Here is a 24146-nt window from a genome sequence, read left to right as displayed (position 1 = left end):
TTTATCATAATATTTCAATAAACCGATGGAATGCTTTTATTCCTTTTTCATCCCACTTATATACTCCTGCATCTTCTAGTGCTCTTAGAAATTTCCTACCTATCTCATTTCGAACTATTTCAGACACGGTTTGAGTTGAAATTTTTCCTACGTAACGTTTTTTCATATCCTCTGCCCAAGCTATGTGGTATGCCTCTATTTCATTTGCTTGTCCAAGTAGATATTTTTCGATTTCAGTAATTTCTTGATCTAGCCTTGCGGGGAGGACAGCTAAACCCATCACTTCTATTAAACCGATATTCTCTTTCTTAATATGGTGAACATCCTCATGGGGGTGAAAGATTCCCATTGGATGCTCTTCATTTGTTCTGTTATTTCGTAAAACTAGGTCGATTTCAAATTCATTATTACTTTTAATACGAGCAATCGGTGTAATTGTATTATGACGAACTTCACCGGTATACGCCACGATATTAACTTCATGATCACTATAATTCTTCCACTTATCTAAAATATACTCTGATGCATTTATAAGGTCGCTTTTATTACCTCCTCTAAGACGTATGACTGAGACTGGCCATTTAAGGATCGAGGCAGATATTAACGGAAAATCATTCATCTTAAATTCAAATTCATTTACTGCTTTTGCCATTGCAAATTCATAATTTCCACCTTGATAATGATCATGTGAGAGAATAGATCCTCCTACGATTGGTAAATCAGCATTAGACCCAATAAAATAATGAGGAAACTTTTCTATGAAATCTAGTAATCTAGTAAAAGTTTCACGATCTATTTTCATCTCACGGTGAGTATTCGATAAAAGGATGCAATGTTCATTGTAATAAACATACGGTGAGTATTGTAATAACCATTTCTCGTCGTTTACATGTATGCGTATCATTCGATGGTTTGAACGTGCAGGATGCCCAACTCTTCCGATATATCCTTCGTTTTCGATACATAAAAGACAATTTGGGTAAGTAGAAGTTTCTGATTTCATTTTACGTTCCAAAGCAATTTGCTTTGGGTCTTTCTCTGGCTTAGATAAGTTTATCGTGATATCTAATTCTCCATAATTAGTATTGACTTTATAGCTAATATTTTTTGAGATATCTTTCGTTTTAATATAATTACTATTTTGGCTAATTTTATAAAAATAATTAGTAGCTAATTTTGGATCATTTTGAAATTTCCGATAAAACCTGTCATTCAAGTCTGAAGGTCTTGGTAAAAATATATCCATCAATTCACTTAAAAAAATCTCTATTTCAACAGACTGGTTCTTAATACGCCCCTCTTTTATTGCATAGTCAGTAATTTCTTCTAGAAGTTCAGGAATATCCTTATTACTATTAAATAGTACTTGTTTAGGAAATGCTTCCAAAGATAATAGACTCATGATTTTATTTCGGGAGTAAATCTCATCTTCTGAATCAATCAAATCTAATGAAATAACTTTTTGCAGAAGTCCTTGGATTAAAGCATAGATATTCATATTTAATCACTCCTAGTCATTGTATCCATCGAGATTTGACTTATGCCAGTTCCAAGCATCTTGAATGATTTGCTTGATGGAAGCATGTTTGGGTTGCCAACCTAATACTTCAATTGCTTTCGTAGAAGATGCAATTAACTTACTAGGATCACCCGCTCTTCGTTCAACTATCTTAGTTGGGATTTCATGCCCAGTAACTTCTCTTGCAGACTCAATAATTTCTATTACAGAGTAGCCTTGACTACTTCCAAGGTTGAAAATATTGCTTGCTCCACCATTTTGCAAATATCGTAACGAAAGAATATGTGCATCAATTAAATCTTCAACATGTATATAATCCCGGATACAAGTGCCATCATTTGTGTCATAATCATCACCAAAAATTGAAATAAATTCGCGATGATTTGATGCCACTTGAAGTACTAATGGAATTAGATGGGTTTCTGGATTATGATCTTCACCAATCTCTCCAGTTAATCGAGCACCAGCAACATTAAAATATCTTAGAGAAACAAATTTAATGTCATGGGCAATATCACACCATTTCATAAGTTTCTCCATCATTAACTTTGTTTCTCCATAAGCATTTGTGGGAACAGTATTCATTTCTTCAGTAATTGGCATAACTTCTTGTTCACCATACGTTGCTGCTGTTGAAGAGAACACAATATTTTTCACACCGTACTCGACCATGACTTCAAGTAATACTTGAGTTCCATAAACATTATTATTAAAATATTTTATTGGATGAATCATAGATTCCCCTACTAAAGAGCTAGCAGCGAAATGTAAAACACCTTCTATTTTCTCATTTTCAAATACTTTCTGTAAAAAACATTTATCACGAATATCTCCATGATAGAATTTAGCATTTGGATGTATTGCTTTTCGGTGACCTGTCTGAAGATTATCAACAACAACAACATCATATTTTTGATCAATTAACTGATACACAGCGTGGGAGCCAATATATCCAGCGCCACCAAGAACTAGAATACTCATTGTAAGACCTCCATTGTAATTTCCTTTGCACCATCACCAATACCGGCGATATAAAAATTTGTTTCATATCCTATTTTCTCTTTGTAAACCTTGCCAACATTTTCAATAAACACCTGAGTACGTTCTTTCTCTACAATCGCAATTGCACAACCACCAAAACCTGCTCCTGTCATCCTAGCACCAATTACACCTGGTTGTTGCCAAGCAACTTCTACAAGCGTATCAAGCTCCAGCCCTGTAACTTCATAATCATCACGCAATGATATATGTGATAGGTTCATTAGCTCCCCAAATTCTCTTAAATTATTATTCTTTAATTCTTTTAAAGCTTTTAATGTTCGATGATTTTCATAAACAACATGTTTTGCTCTTTTTCTTACTGTTTCATTCTTTATCATATATTTAACCATTTCAAACTCTTGTTCTGTCAATTGTCCTAATGATTCAATCTTTATAAGTTTTTGTATATAAGCGAGTGCCTGTTGACACTCATCTCTACGCTCATTATACTTAGAGCTTACTAATTCTCGCCTTTTATTCGTATTCATAATAATAAGATGATGGTTTTCTAAATGAATGGGTGCATACTCATATTTTAGTGTTTGACAATCTAGTAATATTCCACAACCTGCTGAGCCCATTCCAATTGCAAATTGATCCATGATTCCACTATTTACACCTATGAATTCATTTTCAACCTTTTTACCTATTTTCACCAATTTCAAACGATCAACATTTAGTTCAAACAAAGAATCTATAATTACACCCGTTACTAGTTCAATTGATGCAGATGAAGACAATCCTGCTCCACTGGGAATGTTACCGTAATATAAAATGTCAACACCAGAATTAATCTGGTAGTTTTCCTCCAAAAGGAACTTAATTATTCCTTTTGGATAGTTCGCCCAAGTGTGTTCTTCATTGTAATCTAAATCCTGGAGGCTGAATTCAATAACCCCGCTTTCTGGAAAGTTCATTGAATATAGCCTTATCAAGTCATTATCTCTTTTTCTTGCCAATCCATAAGTCCCAAATGTAATGGCACATGGAAACACATTTCCACCATTATAATCTGTGTGCTCTCCAATTAAATTTATTCGACCAGGGGCAAAGAAATAGCGATTATGAGGTATAGCAAATATATCAGAGAATTTTTTTCTTAAAGGTGATAAATCCATACAAATTCCTCCAAAAGTACTTCCAATTTTCTATTGAATATAATCCCTTTATAAATATCAGTAAAAAATCAATTACTTAACTATTACTGAATGCCACATATCATTAATCTTCTTAATTTCTTTTAAATCGCATTTTGGTTCACGGTTATAAGTTAGTAATCCATTAATCTCTTGTTCAACATCTGTTAATTGTGTGTAGCAATACCCATGTAGAATTTTAGAACTATATACTGCTTGCATAATTCTTGAATAATCATTAATAAAATCATCTTCATTTGCTACTGATGTGTATCCCCATCCTGTATCGTCCCCGACTTTGTAGCCAATCCCTCCAAATTCTGTTAATAATATTGGCTGACCTTCATACTTGAAACCATTTGCAAAAATCGATCTTCTTGCTGGCATTGAGGAAAGAATAGCATCTTCCGTAGCTAGTTCCTCTATAAAACCATCGTATTTCAAACCTTCATCTTTATTTCCATGATTATAATTATGAACTGCTACTATATCTGATTTTGTTAATTCCCAGCCATCGTTTGAAATAACAAGTCTAGTTGGATCAATCGAATGTATTAAATGATACATTGCCTGTGAATGATGTTGCTGCTGTCGGTTATCTCTTACATTAGGAATACCCCAGCTTTCATTGAGCGGTACCCAAGCAACTATTGATGGGTGATTATAGTCTCTTTCAACAATTTCAACCCATTCCTTCATTAACCGCGCTGCAGCATCCTCACTATAAGATGGACTTGCAGCGCATTCTCCCCAAACTAGAAACCCTAGTTTATCTGCCCAATATAAAAACCTCGGATCTTCTACCTTTTGATGCTTACGACAACCATTAAATCCCATTTCCTTCGAAAAAATAATATCCTTTTTTAAATCTTCATCAGTTGGAGCAGTCAATAACCCATCTGGCCAGTAACCTTGGTCTAAAACTAATTTTTGATAATAAGGACGATTATTTAAATAAATCATTTTGTTTTCGATATGAATTTTTCTCATTCCAAAATAGGATTTGATTTCGTCTAGCTGATTATCCCCTTCGAATAATGTAATTTTCACATCAAATAAGTTAGGATTTTCAGGTGTCCAGTTCCACCCATCATGGTGAAAACTTGTACGAAAAATTCTTTGATTATATAGGTTAAAGGATCTTCTATTATACTTTTCATGAATTATTATCTTATCTTTAAGTACTCTTTGACCTTTAAATTCAACCTCAAACTGAACTACTTTATCTAAAAAATTACCTTCAAGCTCAAATTCAACACCTATCTCACCTTTATCTATATCTGGTGTAAATCGTAATTTCGAAATATGAGTAGGATTTAACGTTTCAAGCCAAACCGTTTGCCAAATCCCTGTTGTACGTGTGTACCAAATGCTATCAGATTTCTCTATCCAATATTGTTTTCCCCGTGGAATCGTTTCATCTGTTGAAGGATCCTCTACTTTAACAACTACTGTTTGTTTACCATTTGTTAAATAATTTGTAATATCGAATTTGAATGCAGTATTCCCACCCTCATGGAGCCCAACGAATTGTTCATTTACGTAAACCCAGGCACGATAATCTACAGCACCAAAATGTAAAATGACACTTTTACCACTCCAGTTTTCAGGTACTTCAAAGTCTCTCTTATACCAAACAACATCATGGAAAGTACTGTCGTTTATTCCACTAAGTTTCGTTTGAAATGCAAATGGTACTTCAATCTCTTTATCAAAATTCCAATTATTTTTATACCATTTCTGTTTAGAACCTACATTATCATCATCAAATGTAAAGCTCCACTTTCCATTTAAGTTAAGCCATTGTTTACGAACTAACTGTGGTCTTGGATATTCATGGCGATGAGTCATATACAATCTCTCCTCATTATTTAGTAAAAATATATTTTTCTAAGTACATACCATTGAAAGCGCTTTTAACTAATTTTATTAAAAAAGTAAAAAACAGTCAATGTTTTTACTAAAAATTTAACTAAAAAAATCAACTTATTTTTAATGTGTTTCTGTAAAAAAATAAAAAAACACATGACTCTTGGCTAAAAGTGCCTTAATCATGTGTTTTTAACTAATTACTACTTTCTCTAATCACTAATTTAGTAGAAATACTAACCTTCTTTGTGACTTGTCGATCTGCCAATTTTTCTAATAATAAATCAACAGCAGTGGCTCCCATAATTTCAGTAAAAACTTTAACTGTACTTAAAGGAGGATGTACATATTTAGAAACGCTAATATCATTTACTCCAATAATACTTACTCTATCGGGTACTTTAATATTTTCCTCATTAAGAGCCTTTAAGGCCCCAATTGCAAGTGGGTCATTACCAACAAAGAACGCTGTAGGTAAATTATCTTTTTGTTTACGTATTGCCTGCTTCATAAGTTTATATCCATCATTTACGGAGAATGTTCCAATATAGACTGAGGAATCGTTATACAGTCCTTTTTCTGATAGAAATCTCTCAAAACTAACTTTTCGTGGATCATCAATATCAGAAGTCTGATCCTTGTATGTCTCTTTTCCACCAATATACCCAATATTAGTATGACCATGATCAATAAAATATTGAAGAGCATTTTCTGTCGCCTTAGTAAAATTACTAACGACAGAGTCAAATCGATCATCATCAGGTGAAGAATCTACAAATACAATGTTTTCCGTTCGTTTACTTAACTCTTCTGCTTGCTTCGTACTAAATTTGCCTATTGCTATAATCCCATGAAATTCTTCATTACTATTTTGTGCATCCATATACATCTTTATTGTTTGTATGTTTTGCTCTTCACACTGTTTTTCCACACCATGTCGGATTGACATATAATACATATCATCTAACTCTTCTTTCTCAGTGTACCAGTGTACAATTGCAATTTTATAGGACGTAGGACGTCTTCCATTTTTCTTTCTATAGGAAAGCTCTTCAGCTACTTCAAATACTCTTTGTTTTGTTTCGTCACTTACAGATAATGTCGTATCATAATTAAGTACTCTTGAAACTGTAGCAATAGAGACACCTATACGGTCAGCAATATCTTTAATGGTTGCCATAGTATACCCCTTTTTTTCTAATTGAAAGGAATCATTTTCCTCTCATATTTAAATATATCTCTTAGAACGAAATTCTCCCAATTTTTTATTTATCTTCGATCATTATTCCATCTACTGTTTCTACAATTTTTATAAACAAAGGTCTTTCACTACCGTGAGGAGTATCAGGATAATGTGTGCAAATATATAACTGGTCTTGCAGATCACGAAAAAGACTAGAATGACCTGCATTTCGATCTAGAAGTAATTTAAAGTCATGTTCCCATTCACCAGTTATCTCATCATTTTTTGATCTTGCAATCGCTACAGTATACCCTCCCATCCCAACATCTCCATAGTTAGGAATAGAATAACTTGACCACATCATTATTAGTTCTCCATTTTTAGCTTTATACATAAATGGTGCGTCAGTTAAATAACCCTTTTTCTCAATTCTTGAATCGCTAAAATGACGAATCCACGGCATATCTGCAGCATTTAATATTTCAATTGGCTCACCTACGGATTTTTTTAAATCCTCCGACAACCTCACTGCTTTTATTCTACCTTCATATAATTGAGTCCATTCGTGACAAAAAACCATCCAACGTACACCTTTATTATCTTCATAAAACGTTCCATCTAAGCATTCCCAGTCTTTAGGAGTAATAGCCCCTTCACTATGAGGAATATAAGGACCTGCAGGGTGTTCTGCTACTAAAATACCAGTTCCACGATGCTCACCAATCCCACCTTTAAACGATGCAAACATATAAAATAGACCATCTATTTCGAAGACTTCAGGAGCCCAGTAATGTCTAACTCCCCAAAAACCCTTTGGTGGATCAAATGCCACATATGGACCTTCCCATTCTTCTAGATCATCACTAACAAATACTTCAAAAACTGGATCTTTATCACCACATCCATCTGCAAAAGTTGTACCATATAGATAATACTTTTGTTCTTTAGGATATGTAAAGATAAAAGGATCTCTCATATGAATCATATCTGTTTTATATTTTCTAATTGTTCGAAATCCTGGGTTCATATTCTTCTCCTATTCTTAATATTAAACTACTACTACATAACTAATTATTTTATTTAATACCAGTGTTAGTAACGCTTTTTACAATGTATTTATTTGCTATTAAGAAAACAATAATCCCAGGGATTGTAGCGATTACAGTTGATGCCATCATTTTGGCAGGATTAACAAAATTTGATCCTTGAATTAGTGTTGCTACTCCTAGTGTAATAGTTTTCATTTCATTTGAATCCGTTACTAAAGAAGGCCAAAGGAAATCATTGTATATTGCTAAGAACGTAATTACACTTAACGTCATCGCTACAGGTTTAATCGCAGGAAATATTACATGAAAAAGAATTTGCCATCGCGTTGCTCCATCAATATGAGCTGCTTCTTCTAAGTCTTTTGGAAATGAAATTAGAAAATTATATATTAAAAACACTCCCATTGTACTTGCAGAATACGGAAGAATCAAAGGAATAAAGGAGTTTAATAGATTTAAAGACTTAAACAGATAAAACGCAGGGAAAAGAGTAACAATCCCAGGAACTGCTAGCGAAAAAAATATCATCCCCATAATAAATTTTTTACCTGGAACATTCAATCTTGCTAATGCATATGCCGCTAAAATATCCACGAATACTACTAAAATTGTGCCAATTATTGTAATAAAAGCTGTATTAAACAACCACTTTAAAATTGGCGTATCTGATACCGAGCTAAAAATACTTGTATAATTTTCAATTGTCCACTTCGTAGGTAAAATACTCGAACTTGACATTGATTCACTTAACGTTTTAAAAGATGTAAAAACCATCCATATTAATGGCAAGAGAAATAAAATAGCTATTATAGTAGCTAAAATTAGAATTGGGAGTGCTTTCTTTGTAGTTTTACTCATTTTTATCACTTCCTTTTCAATCTTTCTTTCGATAAGAAACCCAATATTGAATCCCAGTAATTAACATCATAATTAGTCCCATGAGAATTGCCATTGATGAACCAATTCCAAGTTGGTTCATACCGAATACCGACGTTTGAATATTCATTATGAGTGTATTTGTTGATTGTTCAGGACCACCGGCAGTAATTAACTTTGTTTGTCCATAAAGATTAAAGGAAGCAATCACAGTCATGATTAGAATAAAGAAAGCAACATTTTTTATTTGCGGTAAAGTAATATAGAGGAATTTCGCCCAATTGCCCGCACCATCTAAATCTGCAGCCTCATATAATGAAGGATCGACTTCATCTAATGCATTAATAAATAACATCATATTAAACCCAATTGTCCACCAAATTGTAGCAATTAATACGCCAATCCACGCAAATGGTTGATCACCTAACCAATTGATTGGCTCCCTTATGACTCCAATAGACAAAAGTACATTATTTACATAACCTCCGTTACTATTCAGCAACCAAAGAAATATTGATGATACTGCTGTAACTGAAACAGAGTATGAAATAAAAAAGATTGTGCGGTAAATGCCTTTAAATTTTTTGGGGAGTTTATCAATAATAAGCGCAAGTCCTAAACTAATTATAACTAGTGGCGGAACACTTAGAACTACAAAATAAAGAGTGTTTTTTAACCCTTTTATAAATAATTCATTATAAATTGTGTCCGGTGTAAGAATAGCTTTATAGTTTTCTAGGCCATTAAACCCCAAGTTCCCTGAGGAAATATTCCAATTATGGAAGCTTATCCAAACTCCTAAAACCAACGGAATCACCCAAAATAGTAAAAATAAAATGACAAAAGGGGATACCATAAGCAATGACCAAACTTTATAGGATGCTCCTTTATACATATTGTGACCTCCTATGTGAACCTTAAATATTCACTAATTTCATTTAGTTATTTAATACTTTATCAAAGAAAACTCTTACATTAATTTTAATAGATTATTAGAAAGAATGACTCCGTTTTTATACAGAGTCATTCTTCGCACATTTTTACTTTTGTGGTGCTGTATCTGCGATTTGTTTAGCCATTTTTGTTGCTTTTTTTAATTCTTTCATTAAATCAGCCTTTGTAAAATTCTTAGTTTTTACTAGTTTTCCAAATACGGTTTCATTCATATATCTCATTTGTTCACCATATTGATAAACTGCTGGAGGGCTGACAAAGTTAGCAAATTGTTGAGAGTTTTGGTAAGCGATTTGGTACTTATCTGGTTCAGCTTTAATTTTTTCTAGAGTAGCAAGATGCACAGGAGCTTGACCACCTTCAGCCCAATGAATTAAGTTTTCAGGAGTGAACATAAATTTTAAATATTCAGATATCCCATTTAAAACTTTTTGATCTTTTACTTTTGAAGATAGAGCAATTGTGTGTGCATTACCATAAGCAGCTAGTTTACTGCCAATTTGAGGAATTGGTGCCACCCCTAAATTTTCTCCATACTTTTCTTTAGCTGCACCATAGAACCAAGGGCCCGTAAGTGCTACAGCAGTTTGATAAGCTTTTCCATTCTTTGCTTCTTTCATGAAAGTTTGGAATTCACCGTCTAATCCTAATCCTGATGGAGACACTTTATCCTTCCAAACCATATCATGAAACTTCATTAATGCATCCGCAAATTTAGGTTGCGCAAAATTTAATTGATTACCTTCTTTTAAATCAATACCATTTTGAACGGCAATCATAAACATGTAGAATTCTACTAATCCACTTGAAGGAACCCCAAGAGCATAAAGATCTTTATTCTCAGCTTGAAGTGTTGTATTTATTTTAAGTAAATCTTGATATGTTTTTGGAGCTTCTTTTACGAACTCTTTATTGTAGAACATTGTTAACGGATGAATATCCAGCGGCGCAGCCATCATTTTACCATCTATGTTTACAATATCCATCCCGGCTTTATGGAAATCAGTTTCTTTTATTCCAGCTTTATCAAGCACCGGCTTTATATCTTGAATTAATCCATCTTCTTTATATGTTTTAAGGTTATTACCGTGGATTACAACAAGGTCATAATCTCCTGATTTAAATTTAGTATAATGATCTTTTTCTTGTAACTCTGTAACAACATACTTATCTTGAGAGGCGTTGAAGGCGTCAGTAATTTTTTTCATGTAAACACCATCTCCACCAGTAAAACCATTAATAAAGGAAATCTTTACTTTACCATCACCATTTGTGTTTGCATCTGAATTAGTAGATTTACCGCCAGAGCAACCAGCAAGTACTAAAAATACTGAAACCACTAAAGCAAATATCTTTGAGATTTTCATTTTGTTTCTCCTTCCTATTATTAGCACAATCTGAAAGCGCCTTCAAAGTAAGGATAGTATATTCTTAATTTACAGTCAATATATTTTACTAAAGTTTTTACTAAAAATTTTAACTTACTTTTAAGTTATTGATTTCATCAGTATTTTTTTCTTTTTCTATATTCAAATTAAATTTTTTAATTAGAAAATTACTAAATGACTTTAAAATTAAACTATTAATCAAGTAAAACTTTACTTGAAATTTTTTGTAATTCAAAAGGAATAATACAGAATGAATTTACTAACATGAAAATTTTACTAAATAATTTAATAGATGATCCATTACATTCACATTGCACTAAGACCTCAAGGTTAGCCAAACTTATTCTTAACAAAGAACAAAACAAAAAGAACCCCAATTACAAGTCGGAGTTCTTTTTATAAAAAAATAAATGATTATTTTTTGAGTAAAGCATTTTCGATTGAATCTTTCTTAATTGAAAAATGTGAAGTATTATAAACAGTTTCCCCATTTTCAAAAATAAATAATTGAGGAGATTCATGTTTTATTGCCGTTTTCTCAGCAATATAGTTAGACAATTCTCTGTCATCTTGAACTTGTAAAAAATATAATGGTACATTCTCATATGCGGATGCAAATGCTAAAAATTCAGTATAAGCTGCATGACTAATTGGGCATGTTGTACTATGCTTTAAAAACACAAATTTCTCTTCGGTGTTAATTAGTTCATCAAATTGTTGAATCGTTGCTATTCGATTTACCATTTCTCTTTTTTCCCTCACGCTTCGTTTTGTACTTTTCCCATAAATCCATTGCTGTATTTCCCCAATTTACCAATTGGGACATTTTTTCAGTACTAACTTTTACAGTATTCGATACATTATTAGCAGTATCTCGTACTTTTTCATTCATTTCTGAGATTGTAACTCCAACTTCTTCGACTGATTTAGCTAATACATCAAGGGATTTTGCTCGTTCACGCATATCTTTCGTAAGTTCATTCGAATTATTCACAAAAATTTTAGCCTCATTTGCTAAATGATTCGAAGTATGTACTAATTGAACGGCTTCGACACAAACATTGTGTAAATCTTTTTGTGTTTCAGCAATAGTAGACTCTACACCTCTAAATACCCTTTCTAGTCGGAATAAAGTACGACTAATAAATACAACTAAGATCACAAATGCAACTGCTGCAATTAATGCACTAATAGAAATTAAATCCATTCGAAAAAACCCCTTTCCTTCATAGCCTTCCACAAATTTAATCACTTATTTCGTATTATACTACAAATTTTACCAAACACTAAACTTGTCGTAAAACAAGTTTTCGAATTCTTTAGTAAAAAAAGAATACTTTAGTAAACAAAACTGACTAAATAGTTTACAATAGGTATATAGTTATAATTATTGGAGGGAATTTTCAATGAAAGATCCACGTATTTCAAAATTAGCTAAAAACTTAATCAATTACTCAGTAAAATTACAACCAGGAGAAAAAATCTTAATTGAAAACTTTAAGCTAGAAACTGAATTAGTTACAGCTTTAGTTAAAGAAGCATACGCTGCTGGTGGTTTTCCTTTCGTATCAATCAAGGATCATAAAGTAGATCGTGCATTATTAATGGGTGCTACTGAAGAACACTTTAATAAAGTAGCAGAATACGAAGCAAATGTTATGAAAGATATGGACGCTTATATCGGTTTACGTTCGGGTGTTAATATTAATGAACTTTCTGATGTACCAGACGAAAAAACTAAAATCCATGGTAAAACAGTAGGTCAAAAAGTACATAGAGCAATTCGTGTTCCAAAAACTAAATGGGTTGTACTACGTTACCCAACTGATTCAATGGCTCAATCAGCAAAAATGAGCACTGAAGCATTTGAAGATTTCTATTTTGATGTATGTAATTTAGATTACGGTAAAATGGACAAAGCAATGGATGCTCTTGTTGAATTAATGAACCGTACAGATAAAGTTCAAATTAAAGGTCCTGGAACTGATCTTACATTCTCAATTAAAGATATCCCAGCTATTAAATGTGCTGGTGAAATGAATATTCCTGATGGTGAAGTATTTACGGCACCTGTTCGAAATTCAGTAAATGGTACACTTTCTTACAACACTCCATCTCCTAACAATGGATTTACTTTTGAAAATGTTCAACTTAAATTCAAAGATGGTAAAATTGTAGAAGCAACTGCTAATGACACTGAGCGTATCAACAAAATCTTTGATACAGATGAAGGTGCACGCTTTATCGGTGAATTCGCAATTGGTGTAAATCCATACATCTTACACCCAATGGGAGACATCTTATTCGATGAAAAAATCGATGGAAGCTTCCACTTTACACCTGGTCAAGCTTATGATGAAGCATACAACGGTAACAACTCAAATATCCACTGGGATATGGTTTGTATCCAACGCCCTGAATATGGCGGAGGAGAAATCTATTTCGATGACGTATTAATCCGCAAAGATGGTCTTTTCGTAATCGAAGAATTAAAAGGATTAAACCCTGAAAACTTAAAATAATCTTTAGAAAAAAGAACGCATATTAAGCTATGTGTTCTTTTTTTATGGTTTGCTATGTTTCTGACTTGCATAAATATTGTCTTAAGCGAATATCTTGCTTTGACTAAATAAGTATAGGGGGGATGTTACTTGATTCCAAATTATCCTTACTATAGTTACGAAGAAAAATGTGAACAAGTTCCAAATACTTTTCCACCTCAACATCAGGATATGCAGCCTGGATTGGAATATTTAATGAATCCTGTACCAATATCAGATAATCCTGAATATAAAGGCAGCGGTAAGTTGACAGGAAAAGTGGCTATTATTACAGGTGGCGATAGTGGCATTGGTCGTGCTGTTGCGATTGGATTTGCAAAAGAAGGAGCTAGCATAGTTATTGCCTACTTATACGAACGAGAAGATGCTGAAGCGACGAAAAAGATGGTCGAAAATTATGGGAAAAATTGTTTATTAATCGAAGGTGATCTCAGAAATCCCGATTTTTGTAATAATGTCATAAAGAAAACCATTGAATCTTATGGTAGATTAGACATTCTTATTATGAATCAAGGTGTCCAATTTCCTCAAGAAAGTATCGAAAATATTTCGAATGAGCAAATAGGACTTACTTATCAAACGAATATTTTTCCAATGTTTTACTTAACAAAAGCTGCTCTACCCTATTTAAAAGAAGGTAGTTCAATCATTTCTACAGCCTCTGTTACAGCTTATGCCGGTGCTCCATTACTCATCGATTATTCGTCTACAAAAGGCGCAATTGTTTCGTTTACTCGCTCTCTATCACTTCAACTAGCTAAAAAAGGAATCCGTGTAAATGCAGTTGCCCCTGGACCTATCTGGACTCCGCTAATCGTTTCAAGCTACTCTGCAGAGTATGTAAAAACATTTGGTTTAGATACTGCTATGAAACGAGCCGGTCAACCATTCGAACTTGCCCCAACCTATATTTATCTTGCTTCTGATGACTCTTCTTTTGTAACAGGCCAAGTACTACATGTAAATGGCGGCATTATGACTGAAACTTAAAAACAAAAAATACTATTACAAATATAAAAGACTGGGAGATTCCCAGTCTTCATTTTTACGCGGCTTTTTTACCATTAGTCAATCTCTCAACTAGCATACTTACAGATAGATCGCCTGTTGCATTTAACATTGTTGCAGGTGGGTCAATTATCGTACTAATTGCTGCAAGGATTGGTAATGATTCTACCGGTAATCCAAACAGAGAAAGAATCAACATTTCACCAATCATTCCACCATTTGGAATTGCCCCCATTACCATACCTACTAGTAAAGCAATACCAATTGTTACAAGATAAATATTCAAACCTGAGAAATTCATTCCAAATACACCAAAGGCAAAGGCAATTTTTACTACTCCACCCAAAACAGATCCATCTTTGTGTAATGCGCTAGCTAAAGGAATAACTGTCTCTCTAATATTTTTAGATACGCCCATTTTTTCAGCTGATTCAAAATTTGTTGGAATAGTTGCCGCACTACTACAAGTACCTAAAGAGGTTAACGTTGAAGGTAATACGTTTTTCCAATAAATTTTAAAACCATAACTACCACCGGCCATATAAGCAATAATACTATAAACGATAAAATAAAATAGAATTGCAGTTACATAGTATAAAATAAAAACTCGGCCATATGAACCAATTAAATGCTTACCGTAAGTTGGAACAAGATATGCAAAATATGCTCCAAGTCCTACAGGTGCAAGATACATAATATAGTTAACCATATTCATAATCACTACATTACTACTTGATAATAATTTTTTGACGATATCTGCTTTATCGCCAGCTTTATTCGTTGCTAATCCAACTAATACAGCAAATACGATGATCGCCAACATATTACTTCTTGAAAACAATCCAGAGAAATCATTAACAGTAAATGTGTTAACAATTTGTTCTGCCACTGATACTTTTTCAGCTGCATCTGGTTTAATAATTGGAATATGAACGCCCTGTGCAGGTGGATAAACTTTCATAACAACAAGCATTATAATTGCTGCAATAATACCTGTAAATAAGAATACACCTGACATGTTTCGAATAATCTTACCGAATTTTTCTCCTCCGCCATTTGCAAAACTTGAAGCAACAGAGAAAAATACAAGCGGTACAACTACCACGAATAATAAGTTTAAAAAGAAATCCCCTATTGGCTTTAGGGCAACTCCTACGCTTTCAAAATTATAACCGATGACTGAACCAATGATGATACTACTTAGTAAAATCAAAGGGAAAGCGTAATTTCTAAGTGAAAATTTCATAAGCTTCCTCCTAAATAATTGCTACTTAGTAGTATACCGAAAATTTGATAGTTTGTACTCCAAAATTTTAATAAAAACTACATATATCTACATAATCATACAAAAAAGAACACTTTGTATTATCTACAAGTGTTCTTCTTTCATTAAAATTAAGAAATACTTCCTATACCCTTGCCCGTATTCCTATTCTTTAATCCTACATTTTCTAATTTAATTATCTTAATACTTCATCAAAAGCAGCTGAAACTTTTTCAAACTCTTCTTCTGTTTCTATATCATAAAACTCGCCATCTTCTTCGACTCTTAAGAAGAAAACGTCAATATCATCTTCACTTTCTTTTTCTACTTCTTCTAGTAAACCTACTGCTATGTATTCATGACCTTCAATCGTAATTGAGCCTAGTACTTCGTAATCTTGCTCGTCTCCTTCATCATAGCTAAGTGTAAGAATTTCGCCTACTTCAATCTTTTCCATAAATCTTGACCTCACTTATTTCAAATTCATTTTGCATAAAGAAAAACCTTTATGTTCCTTTAGTGTAACAGAATGATGCAAAACGTTAAATTGTAAATACACTTAAAGCTTTTCTAAATCGTTCAAGTTTTAAACCATCTTTTTCTGGAGAATCAACTTTAGTAGTAAAAATTATTTTTTTTTAAATTTACATGAATATTCTTACTAACACTGTAATAAGATTTAGAACAACCAATTCTTAAGTTTCTATCAAGTTTATTAAGTTGGACAAGCCTATATCTTCAAATAGTAGATTATTTTCTTATTTAGGGAGGATTACTGAATGTCAAAATTAATAATGGGTCAAGAACAAACTAGTAGAAAAACTGTCAATTTTAAATCATTCTTTCAACGTTTTACTAAAAATCAATTAATTGATGAAACGCCATCACAACTTTTACATAATGAGTTAAGAAGTTTACAAAAACTTTTAGAGCTAAAAGAAATTAATTTTATTTATGCGGATCCTGAATACATTGATGTAGCTATTATGGAATTAGAAGCTATTCGTACAAAATATAGTATTACTGTTAGACAATTAAAGGAAATACAGTCTGCTAGTGTTGTATAAAATAAAAAAGAGATAAATAGCATAGTAGCTACTTATCTCTTTTTCTATGTTCATTTCTCTTGAATTATAATTTTTCCTAATTAAGAACTAACCTCATACTTCGTTTCATATGACTTAACTTTTTTAAACATATTGATGAAAATCGTTAAGCACGGAAGTAGCCATAGGAATATTGCATAAGGTAAATACTCATGTATTTTCATATTAATGACTGTACTGCTCATGATTGCAAGTACATTCCAAGGGATCATCGCTGGAAATAATAAAGTTGTATCTGCCATTAATCGAGCCAATTCTTCTTTGTTATATTTAGTTGACCAATGCGACAAAAAAGAGCGCCCTGTTAAAATGATCGGCATCGTTTGGTTTCCTGCTATTACACATATTACAGCTGTAGCACCAATTGTTTTTAAAGAATCGGATAGCATTGAAGTTGAGGTTTGAAGCCATTTATCTAACATAGGCTGAATAATATTAAGCTCCTCCAATAACGCATTATAAATTCCTGCTATTGCAATAAACAATAATAAGCTATACATATGACTTAGCCCTCCACCAAGTCCATTAATTCCGTTCCAAAAAGAATTGACAATTTTACTAAAAGAAATTCCATTAAACAATGCTATTAAACTTCCAGATAAAATACTAATGACATAAGAATAAATAATATTGATTCGAAATAAAACAAGTACAACTAATAAAATCGGTGGGATAAATTGAATAAACGAAATATCCTTAGTGCTCACGATTTCATGATGTGCCTGGGTAATTCCTTTCGCAAACTGTAAATCCATTACGCTAAAAAATAAGATTGTTACGACTACAGCAGTAATTGATGTAAAAAGCATCGCTTTACCTTGTTTTTTGACAGTTGTTTCAAGAATGTTAGCTAAAAGTTGATGCGCACTTGAAAAAGGTGAAGTTCGATCACCGACAAATGCTCCCGAAATAACTGCTCCCGCCGATATTTCCACCGGTATATGTAGTAGTATAGCACTACTAATAAGAGGAACCCCTAATGCACTTAATGTTCCAATCGACGAACCCAAAATCATTGAAAAAATCATCGTCGTTAGAAAACAAAATACAAAAAAATGATGTGGATTAATTGCCTGTAAAGTAATCGAAACCATTGATGTGATCGTTCCTGATAAATACCATGATGGAAGTAAGAAGCTAATTAAAAATAAGATAAAGAGTACAATTTTAACTTTTCCCATTCCTTGATAGCTTAACTTCATAATATTTCTAACTTCATATCCTCTTTTTAAACTTAATACGATTAAAAAAATTAATCCTGGTAAAATTCCAAATACAAGAGAGATATGTAATATGACGGAACTAATAATTCCAGTCAAAGTTACTAATATTAGGAAACTTGCCTGTTGAACTGAATATTGATCCATCTATTCTCCTTCTTTCGAACAGAGTTATGACATTTAAATTGATAAATGTCATTCATAATTATATAAGCTTTCAAGTTAGAATACACTTATATTTAAATTAAAAAGCACTACTTCAGTTTAAGCAGTAATGCGACTTATTGATTTTAATTAATTGATTGCCTATTTCTTTAGTCTAGTTAATTAGATATTCTTTAGTGGGATATCTATCAATTTTATGTATTTACCCGTTTCTGTCGATTCATAAACTCTAACGAATTCTACTTTAAAAGTTTCAGAAGGAGTTAGTTCTTCAATAGCTTTTATTGCCATATCATTTAACTCTAAATTTGTTAACCCAAAGTGTGTTTGACCAATCGTTAAATGCGGGATATATTCATCAAGTTCAAAATAAGTTTTAATTAATTCCTGCGGGGGTGAAATGGCTTCAACTACTATTTCATGCAATTTAATTAATTCATCAGACTCTACGCTTAAATACAATATATCTTCACCAAAAAATTTTGGATTGCTTATCTTAACTTTAAAAGATAAAAAGTTTTCACATATCTTTTTTACCCTTTCTAGCCATTTCATATCAGGGGTTAGTGCCCCTTGAGCCTTTACGGTAATATGTGGTTCGACACCTTCAACTAGTCTATTATTCTCCCATTGCTGTTGGAACTTTACAATTTTTTTCATAAAAGCATCTGGAGGTGCAATTCCGATAAAGTATTGCATTTAAACACTCCTTTAATAGTCCTTAAGAGAATTTTCGTTAACTAAAATGTATATCCGTTCCATATTGGACTAATTTTAATTTTCGCGCAACAGCTTGAGATGCATAATTATCCCAAGATGTACTATACAAAGCAGTTCGTCCTTGGCTTTGGATGTCCGCAGCCCATGCATTTGAAACGATTAATCCATACTCTTTTCCACGAAAATCTTCGAGTGTATATACGCTTGCTTCAGCAGCTTCTACTGTTTGTCTGGCACTACAGCAAATCGACACAGCTATGTTATTTTCAATAATTGCATAGCATGGTTCTTTACTTTCTAGCTCCTCATAAGTATAAGGAAAATTTGGTAGTAAATATTGTTTATTTGCCTGGGTAATTTTTATTGCTTTTGATACTGCTTTTTCAACTGTTTGAAATACATATGCAGGACCCATCCATAAACTGTCTATCGGATGGATTTTACTTAAAATCTGCATAATATTTACTAAGGGTATACTAGAGTTCATGTCTAAGACTTTCTCTATTTCAATTAGTTCCTCGTTTTTAAGACAATCTAAAAACCTTTTCACATTTCCCATTTTGGTGCTTCCTATATAAAATCGCGGTGCTTTTGTATAGGGTGGTTCATTTATTTGTGTTATTTTTCCAAATTCATCGTGTTTAAATAATACGTTAATATGCATTTCCATAAGTTCTAGCTGTGATTTCAAAAGGATTCCCCCTAGCACTAGTTAATTTACAGTCAAATTTCTTTTTACACTATCTTTTAATTTTTACAAATGTTCCTTTTTCAGACTTTTCAATTGCGATTTTGTTTATTTTAGCAATGTTTTCTGATAGAAGAGATGATTGTTGAACATTTTTTCCGTCTAGAGACACAGACACATCGATAATCCTTTTTTTAGCCTTTCGATGAATATCATAATCCTGCTCGTTTTCTTCGAGCTCAACTTTTGCGTATAAATTATTGATTAATTCTTGAATATCTTTATCATTGCTTTCTTGAATTAATGTCATTAACTGCATATCGTTCAATAATAAATCGTTTAACTTAATTATTTCTTTTTGTAATGCTAGTTTAATAATCATGGCAAGTGAATCATATGAATAAATACTGATTGGACCTAAAAAATAATCAATCGCAAGCTTATAATAAAGCTCTGTAAACCACTCAGCCATCTCAATAGAGTTTACACAGATTTCTCCATTTACAATAATTAATGAATTTAAAAATGATTCAATTTCTTTTTTAGGTGTTCCGAAATAGGCATGCATATCTCTTAATGTATAATCTATTCGATCTGCACAGAGCTTCGGTAGCTCTTTTTCAAGTATTTCCCATTTATCTAGATCAAAAATTTCTTTACTATCGATATGATATTTTTCAAGTATAGAGGGGATCTCTGAATCTAAAATTACTTTTTCAAAGATTGTTTCATGATAATTTTCTTCACTATTATCAAATACAAAATCAATTACATGGGAAAATGCCGTGTGTGAAACATCATGTAATAAACCTGCTATTTGTTCGTTGACCGAACCCCCTAACCTTTTTATTAACAACATAACGCCAATTGAATGGTCATATCGAGTTCCATTAAAATGTTGATTGACTAAAAAGGTAGCACCAGCTTGGTGAATTTTTTTTAACCGTTGAACTGGTTTTGTATCAATTAATTCAATAAGAACTTGATCAATATCGTATTGTCCGTATAGCCTATCGCTCAAAAACATACTGTACTCCTTTTCATTTTATATTTGAAATTCCATCTCCTTAACATAAACAGCATTTCCAGTAATTTCTATGTCATAAGTCGAATTTACTTTTTTTACATTTACTTTTACACGTCCATCTTTTTGAATTTCTGTTCCTTGTTCAACAACTAATTCAACTGCATCACTAACATCATTATGAATATATTTTGCATAATAAGCTCCCATAATCCCAGAAGCAGTGCCTGTAACCGGATCTTCAATCGTTCCTGAAAATGCAGAAGAAAAATGACGAGCATGAAAATCTGCATTTGAATCGAATGTTTCTAGGCAAAACGGATGAATGGACGCTTTCGGAATTTCTGTTAAAATACTTGGAAAAAGTAGATTATTAGGTTTCATTTTCTCGAATGACGATAATTTTTTGATCGGTAAAAGTAAATTCCAGGCACCAGTACTTCCATAAAGAATTGGTAGACTTGTATCAATTTCTTCTACACTAATACCAATTGAGGACGCTACTTTATCAGTAGAGCCTTTAAACTCTACAAATTCTGGTTTTTTTTGTTTCATTGTTATGTAGATCTCATTATTCGAATTGTGAATCTTGATTGGCAAAATCCCAGCTTTTGTTTCAATCGTTAACTCACTTTTAAACTCAATTATCCCTCTTGTGACCAAAGCATATATTACTGCCATTGTCCCGTGACCACATAAATCCATTTCATGCCCAGGTGTAAAATAACGAATTTTATAATCAGCAACTTTCGAATTTAGTAGAAATGAAGTTTCATTAAACCCCACTTGTTTCGCAATATCCTGCATTTCATAATCAGTCAAAGTATCACAATCTAAAACGACTCCAGCCGGATTTCCTTTATTGGGCTCTTTACTAAAAGCATCGTAATGGTATACTGTAATATTTTTCATTTTCTCACCTCATAAAGTGCTTTTTATATTCTATTCTCTACCATCAAATCAAACATAACGAATTTTTTTAAATTGTTAGATCAGTACTTCTATTCAATTATTTAGAAATCTAATTATTAAAGGAATTAAATAAAACGATTATATTTTCTATATGATAATACATTTTCCCAATATTTTTAATTTTAAAAGTTTGATAAAATAATATTAATCTTTTAAATTTGGAGGAAATTATGTTATTATTCATAACAGCTTTCGGAGGAAAACTTATACTATGCTTGGCCTTTACTTTAATTTGCTTCTTAATTGCATGGCCTATCGGATTATATTTCCGATACAAGGATGCACAGAAAATGAAAGAGGTATTGCGGGACCAACCAATCAATCGACGCAGTTACTGGCTTAAACAATTCTTAAAATTAAGTATATCAATTATCGTTTTATATTTTATATCGTTTTTGATTGCACTTTATTTTAATATGTCATTTTCATCTACTGCACCGTTTGTCGGACTTTTTGCTCTATTACTCATGCTTTATATTAAATTTGCTCCACGTACAACTGGTGAGGCAACACCAGATATTGGTGGATGGCATACAACATCTGTGATCATTGATCCTGATGAATATTTCACTTCAACAGGTGCAACCATTATTTTTGGGTCTTTTATATTTACAGCGTTTGAATTTATTGGTGTTTTATATTAAATTGTTTAGCAATTATTTTATTTTTTTCCATAAGAAAAGCATTAATGATCAAACTGATTATTAATGCTTTTTTACTTTTTTCATTTACATGGTTCTTTGTCGAAAATAAAAATGAAATAGAGTGAAGGGATTCTCAGAAATAAAGTTAAATATATTCAATTATCAAAGCTTTAGGAGGAGAAGAAATGTCAAATTGGAAAACTGCACTATTTGAGTTACAAAAAACAGATATGTCTTTTTCTACATTTAATGAAGTAAGAGCTGAACACTTAAACTTTAAAAATGTAAGCTTGATAAATTCGAAATTTACAAATGCAAACATGAGAAATCTCGAATTAAATGACGTGAATTTATTCGGCACTCGTATTTCAGATGTTAATTTATCTAGTACAATAATAACAAATGGTAATTTAAGAGACTTAGTGATTGATCATGTTCATTTAGCTGGTACAATCTTCCGAAATATTTTTATTCCGGAAGATCTAAATCTTGACGATCACGCTAATTCGATTAAATTTGAAAATTGCAATTTAACAAATAGTCAGTTCACAAACTGTGATTTAAGTCATGTCGAAATTAATAACTGCAATTTATCTGGAGTGAAAATTAATGGCATTTTAATTGAGGATTTGTTAAAGGATTATAGTCAGAGAAAATAATTTCTACATAAAGACCGTAGTCAATTATATAAGCCCTTTTTCTTACTCATGAGTTATCTATCCATTTCAAGCAATAAAAAAGAATCTTTAATCAGATTCTTTTTTCGTTTCTATGGTAACTTGCGGTGTTATTAATGGTCGTCCAGTACAATATTCCTATTCCCCGTTCCTGTTAACTGTGCTTCAAACGCGTCAATTATGTGCAAAAATCGATCTGCTTCTCTAAATACATGGTCAGCTAGCAGTGGGTGAATGATACTTTTAATTCTACAAGCTTCAATTAGGTCGCGAGCTGTTTTCTTAAAATCTCTAAGTGATTTTACCGATACTCGGTTTTCATCAAGGAATTGGTCAAGTATCGGAACAGTTTCCGATTGTGGTCTCATTGATTCTAAATCGACGGCTTGGTATAGAAGTTGATCAAAATCATGGCTAAACTCCCTGGCTTGATCTACTAGTTTTCTTTCTGATGGATCTAATAAATGTCCAATAAATTTTGCATGGTCTGCCATAATTCTTAAAAAGAAAACATTTTCCTGGATAATTGCAGCAGGTAACGGTTGGAGTTGACCATTATTTAATTCAGTTAAGCGATTGGCAAAATAGGCCGCTTCTCTACTTGTATGGTCAACTAATAATGGAAAGTTATTGCCCGTTATTTTACAAGTAAGGAGTAAATTAAGGATTTTCCGCTTATAGGCCCAAATCATGGAAGCTGCTTGATGAACTTCACTATTAAACTGTTTAATTTGTTGAGGATCGGTTTGAAGCGAAAATGATTGGGCTTTATTTCCAATTGCTTCAAAAACTTGATAAAATTGATCTGCTTCTTGTATTAGCTCTGTATCATCACAATTAAAGCCTAATTTAAGAAAAAGTGAATGCTCTTTCATGATCCTTGACCAAAACAGGATTTCATCTAAAGAACGTGCTATAAATAAATCTGACAATCGGACCCCTCCTAACATACTTCATTTCACTTCTAATATATTGATAAAAAAATGAATTATTACAGATACATCTTTATTAAGTAGATTAGCTATTAGTCTACTTAAATTTAAAATTAATTATAAAAAAAGCATTACTTCAATTGAAGTAAT

General features: G+C 32.3%; 24 protein-coding genes. 5 read left to right on the top strand and 19 right to left on the bottom strand.

The window, feature by feature from the left end:
* Nucleotides 1-4: 4 nt before the first annotated feature.
* The 11 genes from galT to RAH41_RS02755 form a co-directional block, all read right to left on the bottom strand.
* On the bottom strand, nt 5-1498 hold the full coding sequence (gene galT / locus RAH41_RS02805) for a UDP-glucose--hexose-1-phosphate uridylyltransferase (protein ID WP_331220464.1): 1494 nt from the start codon (nt 1496-1498) through the stop codon (nt 5-7).
* Nucleotides 1499-1510: 12 nt separating this feature from the next.
* Complete coding sequence (gene galE, locus RAH41_RS02800; protein ID WP_331220463.1) at nt 1511-2500, bottom strand: UDP-glucose 4-epimerase GalE; 990 nt, start codon at nt 2498-2500, stop codon at nt 1511-1513.
* Nucleotides 2497-3678, bottom strand: a complete 1182-nt coding sequence (locus RAH41_RS02795) for a galactokinase (protein WP_331220462.1) — start codon at nt 3676-3678, stop codon at nt 2497-2499. The genes galE and RAH41_RS02795 overlap by 4 nt, the downstream gene beginning before the upstream one ends.
* A 72-nt stretch (nt 3679-3750) precedes the next feature.
* On the bottom strand, nt 3751-5547 hold the full coding sequence (locus RAH41_RS02790) for a glycoside hydrolase family 2 protein (RefSeq protein ID WP_331220461.1): 1797 nt from the start codon (nt 5545-5547) through the stop codon (nt 3751-3753).
* A 214-nt stretch (nt 5548-5761) separates the two neighbouring features.
* Complete coding sequence (locus RAH41_RS02785; RefSeq protein ID WP_331220459.1) at nt 5762-6745, bottom strand: LacI family DNA-binding transcriptional regulator; 984 nt, start codon at nt 6743-6745, stop codon at nt 5762-5764.
* Between the two features lie 85 nt (nt 6746-6830).
* Entirely contained in the window at nt 6831-7775 is a 945-nt protein-coding gene (locus tag RAH41_RS02780) for a glycoside hydrolase family 43 protein (RefSeq protein WP_331220458.1), read from the bottom strand.
* Between the two features lie 49 nt (nt 7776-7824).
* Entirely contained in the window at nt 7825-8655 is an 831-nt protein-coding gene (locus RAH41_RS02775) for a carbohydrate ABC transporter permease (protein WP_331220455.1), read from the bottom strand.
* A 16-nt stretch (nt 8656-8671) separates the two neighbouring features.
* Nucleotides 8672-9568, bottom strand: coding sequence for a sugar ABC transporter permease (locus RAH41_RS02770; protein ID WP_331220453.1), 897 nt, complete (start codon nt 9566-9568; stop codon nt 8672-8674).
* 145 nt (nt 9569-9713) lie between these two features.
* Nucleotides 9714-10994: a hypothetical protein gene (locus RAH41_RS02765; protein ID WP_331220452.1), complete on the bottom strand. Its 1281-nt coding sequence runs from the start codon at nt 10992-10994 to the stop codon at nt 9714-9716.
* Nucleotides 10995-11429: 435 nt separating this feature from the next.
* Nucleotides 11430-11759 carry a bacillithiol system redox-active protein YtxJ gene (gene ytxJ / locus RAH41_RS02760; protein ID WP_331220450.1) on the bottom strand — a complete coding sequence of 110 codons (330 nt, stop codon included), beginning with the start codon at nt 11757-11759 and terminating at the stop codon, nt 11430-11432.
* Nucleotides 11725-12222 (bottom strand): DUF948 domain-containing protein, encoded by a 498-nt coding sequence (locus RAH41_RS02755; protein WP_331220448.1) that lies wholly within the window; start codon nt 12220-12222, stop codon nt 11725-11727. The genes ytxJ and RAH41_RS02755 overlap by 35 nt, the downstream gene beginning before the upstream one ends.
* A 199-nt stretch (nt 12223-12421) precedes the next feature.
* Here RAH41_RS02755 and RAH41_RS02750 point away from each other — a divergent pair, with 199 nt between their 5' ends.
* Both RAH41_RS02750 and RAH41_RS02745 read left to right on the top strand, forming a co-directional pair.
* Nucleotides 12422-13537, top strand: coding sequence for an aminopeptidase (locus RAH41_RS02750; RefSeq protein ID WP_331220446.1), 1116 nt, complete (start codon nt 12422-12424; stop codon nt 13535-13537).
* 129 nt (nt 13538-13666) lie between these two features.
* Nucleotides 13667-14566: an SDR family oxidoreductase gene (locus RAH41_RS02745; protein WP_331220444.1), complete on the top strand. Its 900-nt coding sequence runs from the start codon at nt 13667-13669 to the stop codon at nt 14564-14566.
* 55 nt (nt 14567-14621) lie between these two features.
* On the opposite strand, the gene RAH41_RS02740 is transcribed toward RAH41_RS02745, so the two are convergent.
* Complete coding sequence (locus tag RAH41_RS02740) at nt 14622-15830, bottom strand: dicarboxylate/amino acid:cation symporter (protein ID WP_331220443.1); 1209 nt, start codon at nt 15828-15830, stop codon at nt 14622-14624.
* 214 nt (nt 15831-16044) lie between these two features.
* Complete coding sequence (locus tag RAH41_RS02735) at nt 16045-16305, bottom strand: DUF1292 domain-containing protein (protein ID WP_331220442.1); 261 nt, start codon at nt 16303-16305, stop codon at nt 16045-16047.
* Between the two features lie 322 nt (nt 16306-16627).
* Between RAH41_RS02735 and RAH41_RS02730 the strand changes: the two genes are divergently transcribed.
* Nucleotides 16628-16915 (top strand): hypothetical protein, encoded by a 288-nt coding sequence (locus RAH41_RS02730; protein WP_331220441.1) that lies wholly within the window; start codon nt 16628-16630, stop codon nt 16913-16915.
* 80 nt (nt 16916-16995) lie between these two features.
* On the opposite strand, the gene RAH41_RS02725 is transcribed toward RAH41_RS02730, so the two are convergent.
* From RAH41_RS02725 to RAH41_RS02705, 5 genes are all read right to left on the bottom strand, one after another.
* Nucleotides 16996-18321 carry a Na+/H+ antiporter NhaC family protein gene (locus RAH41_RS02725; RefSeq protein WP_331220440.1) on the bottom strand — a complete coding sequence of 442 codons (1326 nt, stop codon included), beginning with the start codon at nt 18319-18321 and terminating at the stop codon, nt 16996-16998.
* 180 nt (nt 18322-18501) lie between these two features.
* On the bottom strand, nt 18502-19038 hold the full coding sequence (locus tag RAH41_RS02720; RefSeq protein WP_331220439.1) for a 2'-5' RNA ligase family protein: 537 nt from the start codon (nt 19036-19038) through the stop codon (nt 18502-18504).
* Between the two features lie 37 nt (nt 19039-19075).
* On the bottom strand, nt 19076-19750 hold the full coding sequence (locus RAH41_RS02715) for a GNAT family N-acetyltransferase (protein ID WP_331220438.1): 675 nt from the start codon (nt 19748-19750) through the stop codon (nt 19076-19078).
* A gap of 49 nt (nt 19751-19799) precedes the next feature.
* On the bottom strand, nt 19800-20774 hold the full coding sequence (locus RAH41_RS02710) for an HD domain-containing protein (RefSeq protein WP_331220436.1): 975 nt from the start codon (nt 20772-20774) through the stop codon (nt 19800-19802).
* A gap of 18 nt (nt 20775-20792) precedes the next feature.
* Nucleotides 20793-21683: a PhzF family phenazine biosynthesis protein gene (locus RAH41_RS02705; protein ID WP_331220435.1), complete on the bottom strand. Its 891-nt coding sequence runs from the start codon at nt 21681-21683 to the stop codon at nt 20793-20795.
* A 230-nt stretch (nt 21684-21913) separates the two neighbouring features.
* Here RAH41_RS02705 and RAH41_RS02700 point away from each other — a divergent pair, with 230 nt between their 5' ends.
* Together RAH41_RS02700 and RAH41_RS02695 are read left to right on the top strand one after the other, a co-directional pair.
* Nucleotides 21914-22387, top strand: coding sequence for a hypothetical protein (locus RAH41_RS02700; RefSeq protein ID WP_331220434.1), 474 nt, complete (start codon nt 21914-21916; stop codon nt 22385-22387).
* Between the two features lie 185 nt (nt 22388-22572).
* Complete coding sequence (locus tag RAH41_RS02695; RefSeq protein WP_331220433.1) at nt 22573-23046, top strand: pentapeptide repeat-containing protein; 474 nt, start codon at nt 22573-22575, stop codon at nt 23044-23046.
* A gap of 131 nt (nt 23047-23177) precedes the next feature.
* Here the strand turns inward: RAH41_RS02695 and RAH41_RS02690 are convergent, their stop codons facing one another.
* Complete coding sequence (locus RAH41_RS02690) at nt 23178-24014, bottom strand: DUF2935 domain-containing protein (protein WP_331220432.1); 837 nt, start codon at nt 24012-24014, stop codon at nt 23178-23180.
* Nucleotides 24015-24146 lie beyond the last annotated feature (132 nt).

This window comes from Gottfriedia acidiceleris, from assembly GCF_036421055.1.
Lineage (GTDB): Bacteria > Bacillota > Bacilli > Bacillales > Bacillaceae_G > Gottfriedia > Gottfriedia acidiceleris_C.
Note: the sequence above shows the minus strand (reverse complement) of the source record. Positions and strands in the feature narration are given on the sequence as shown.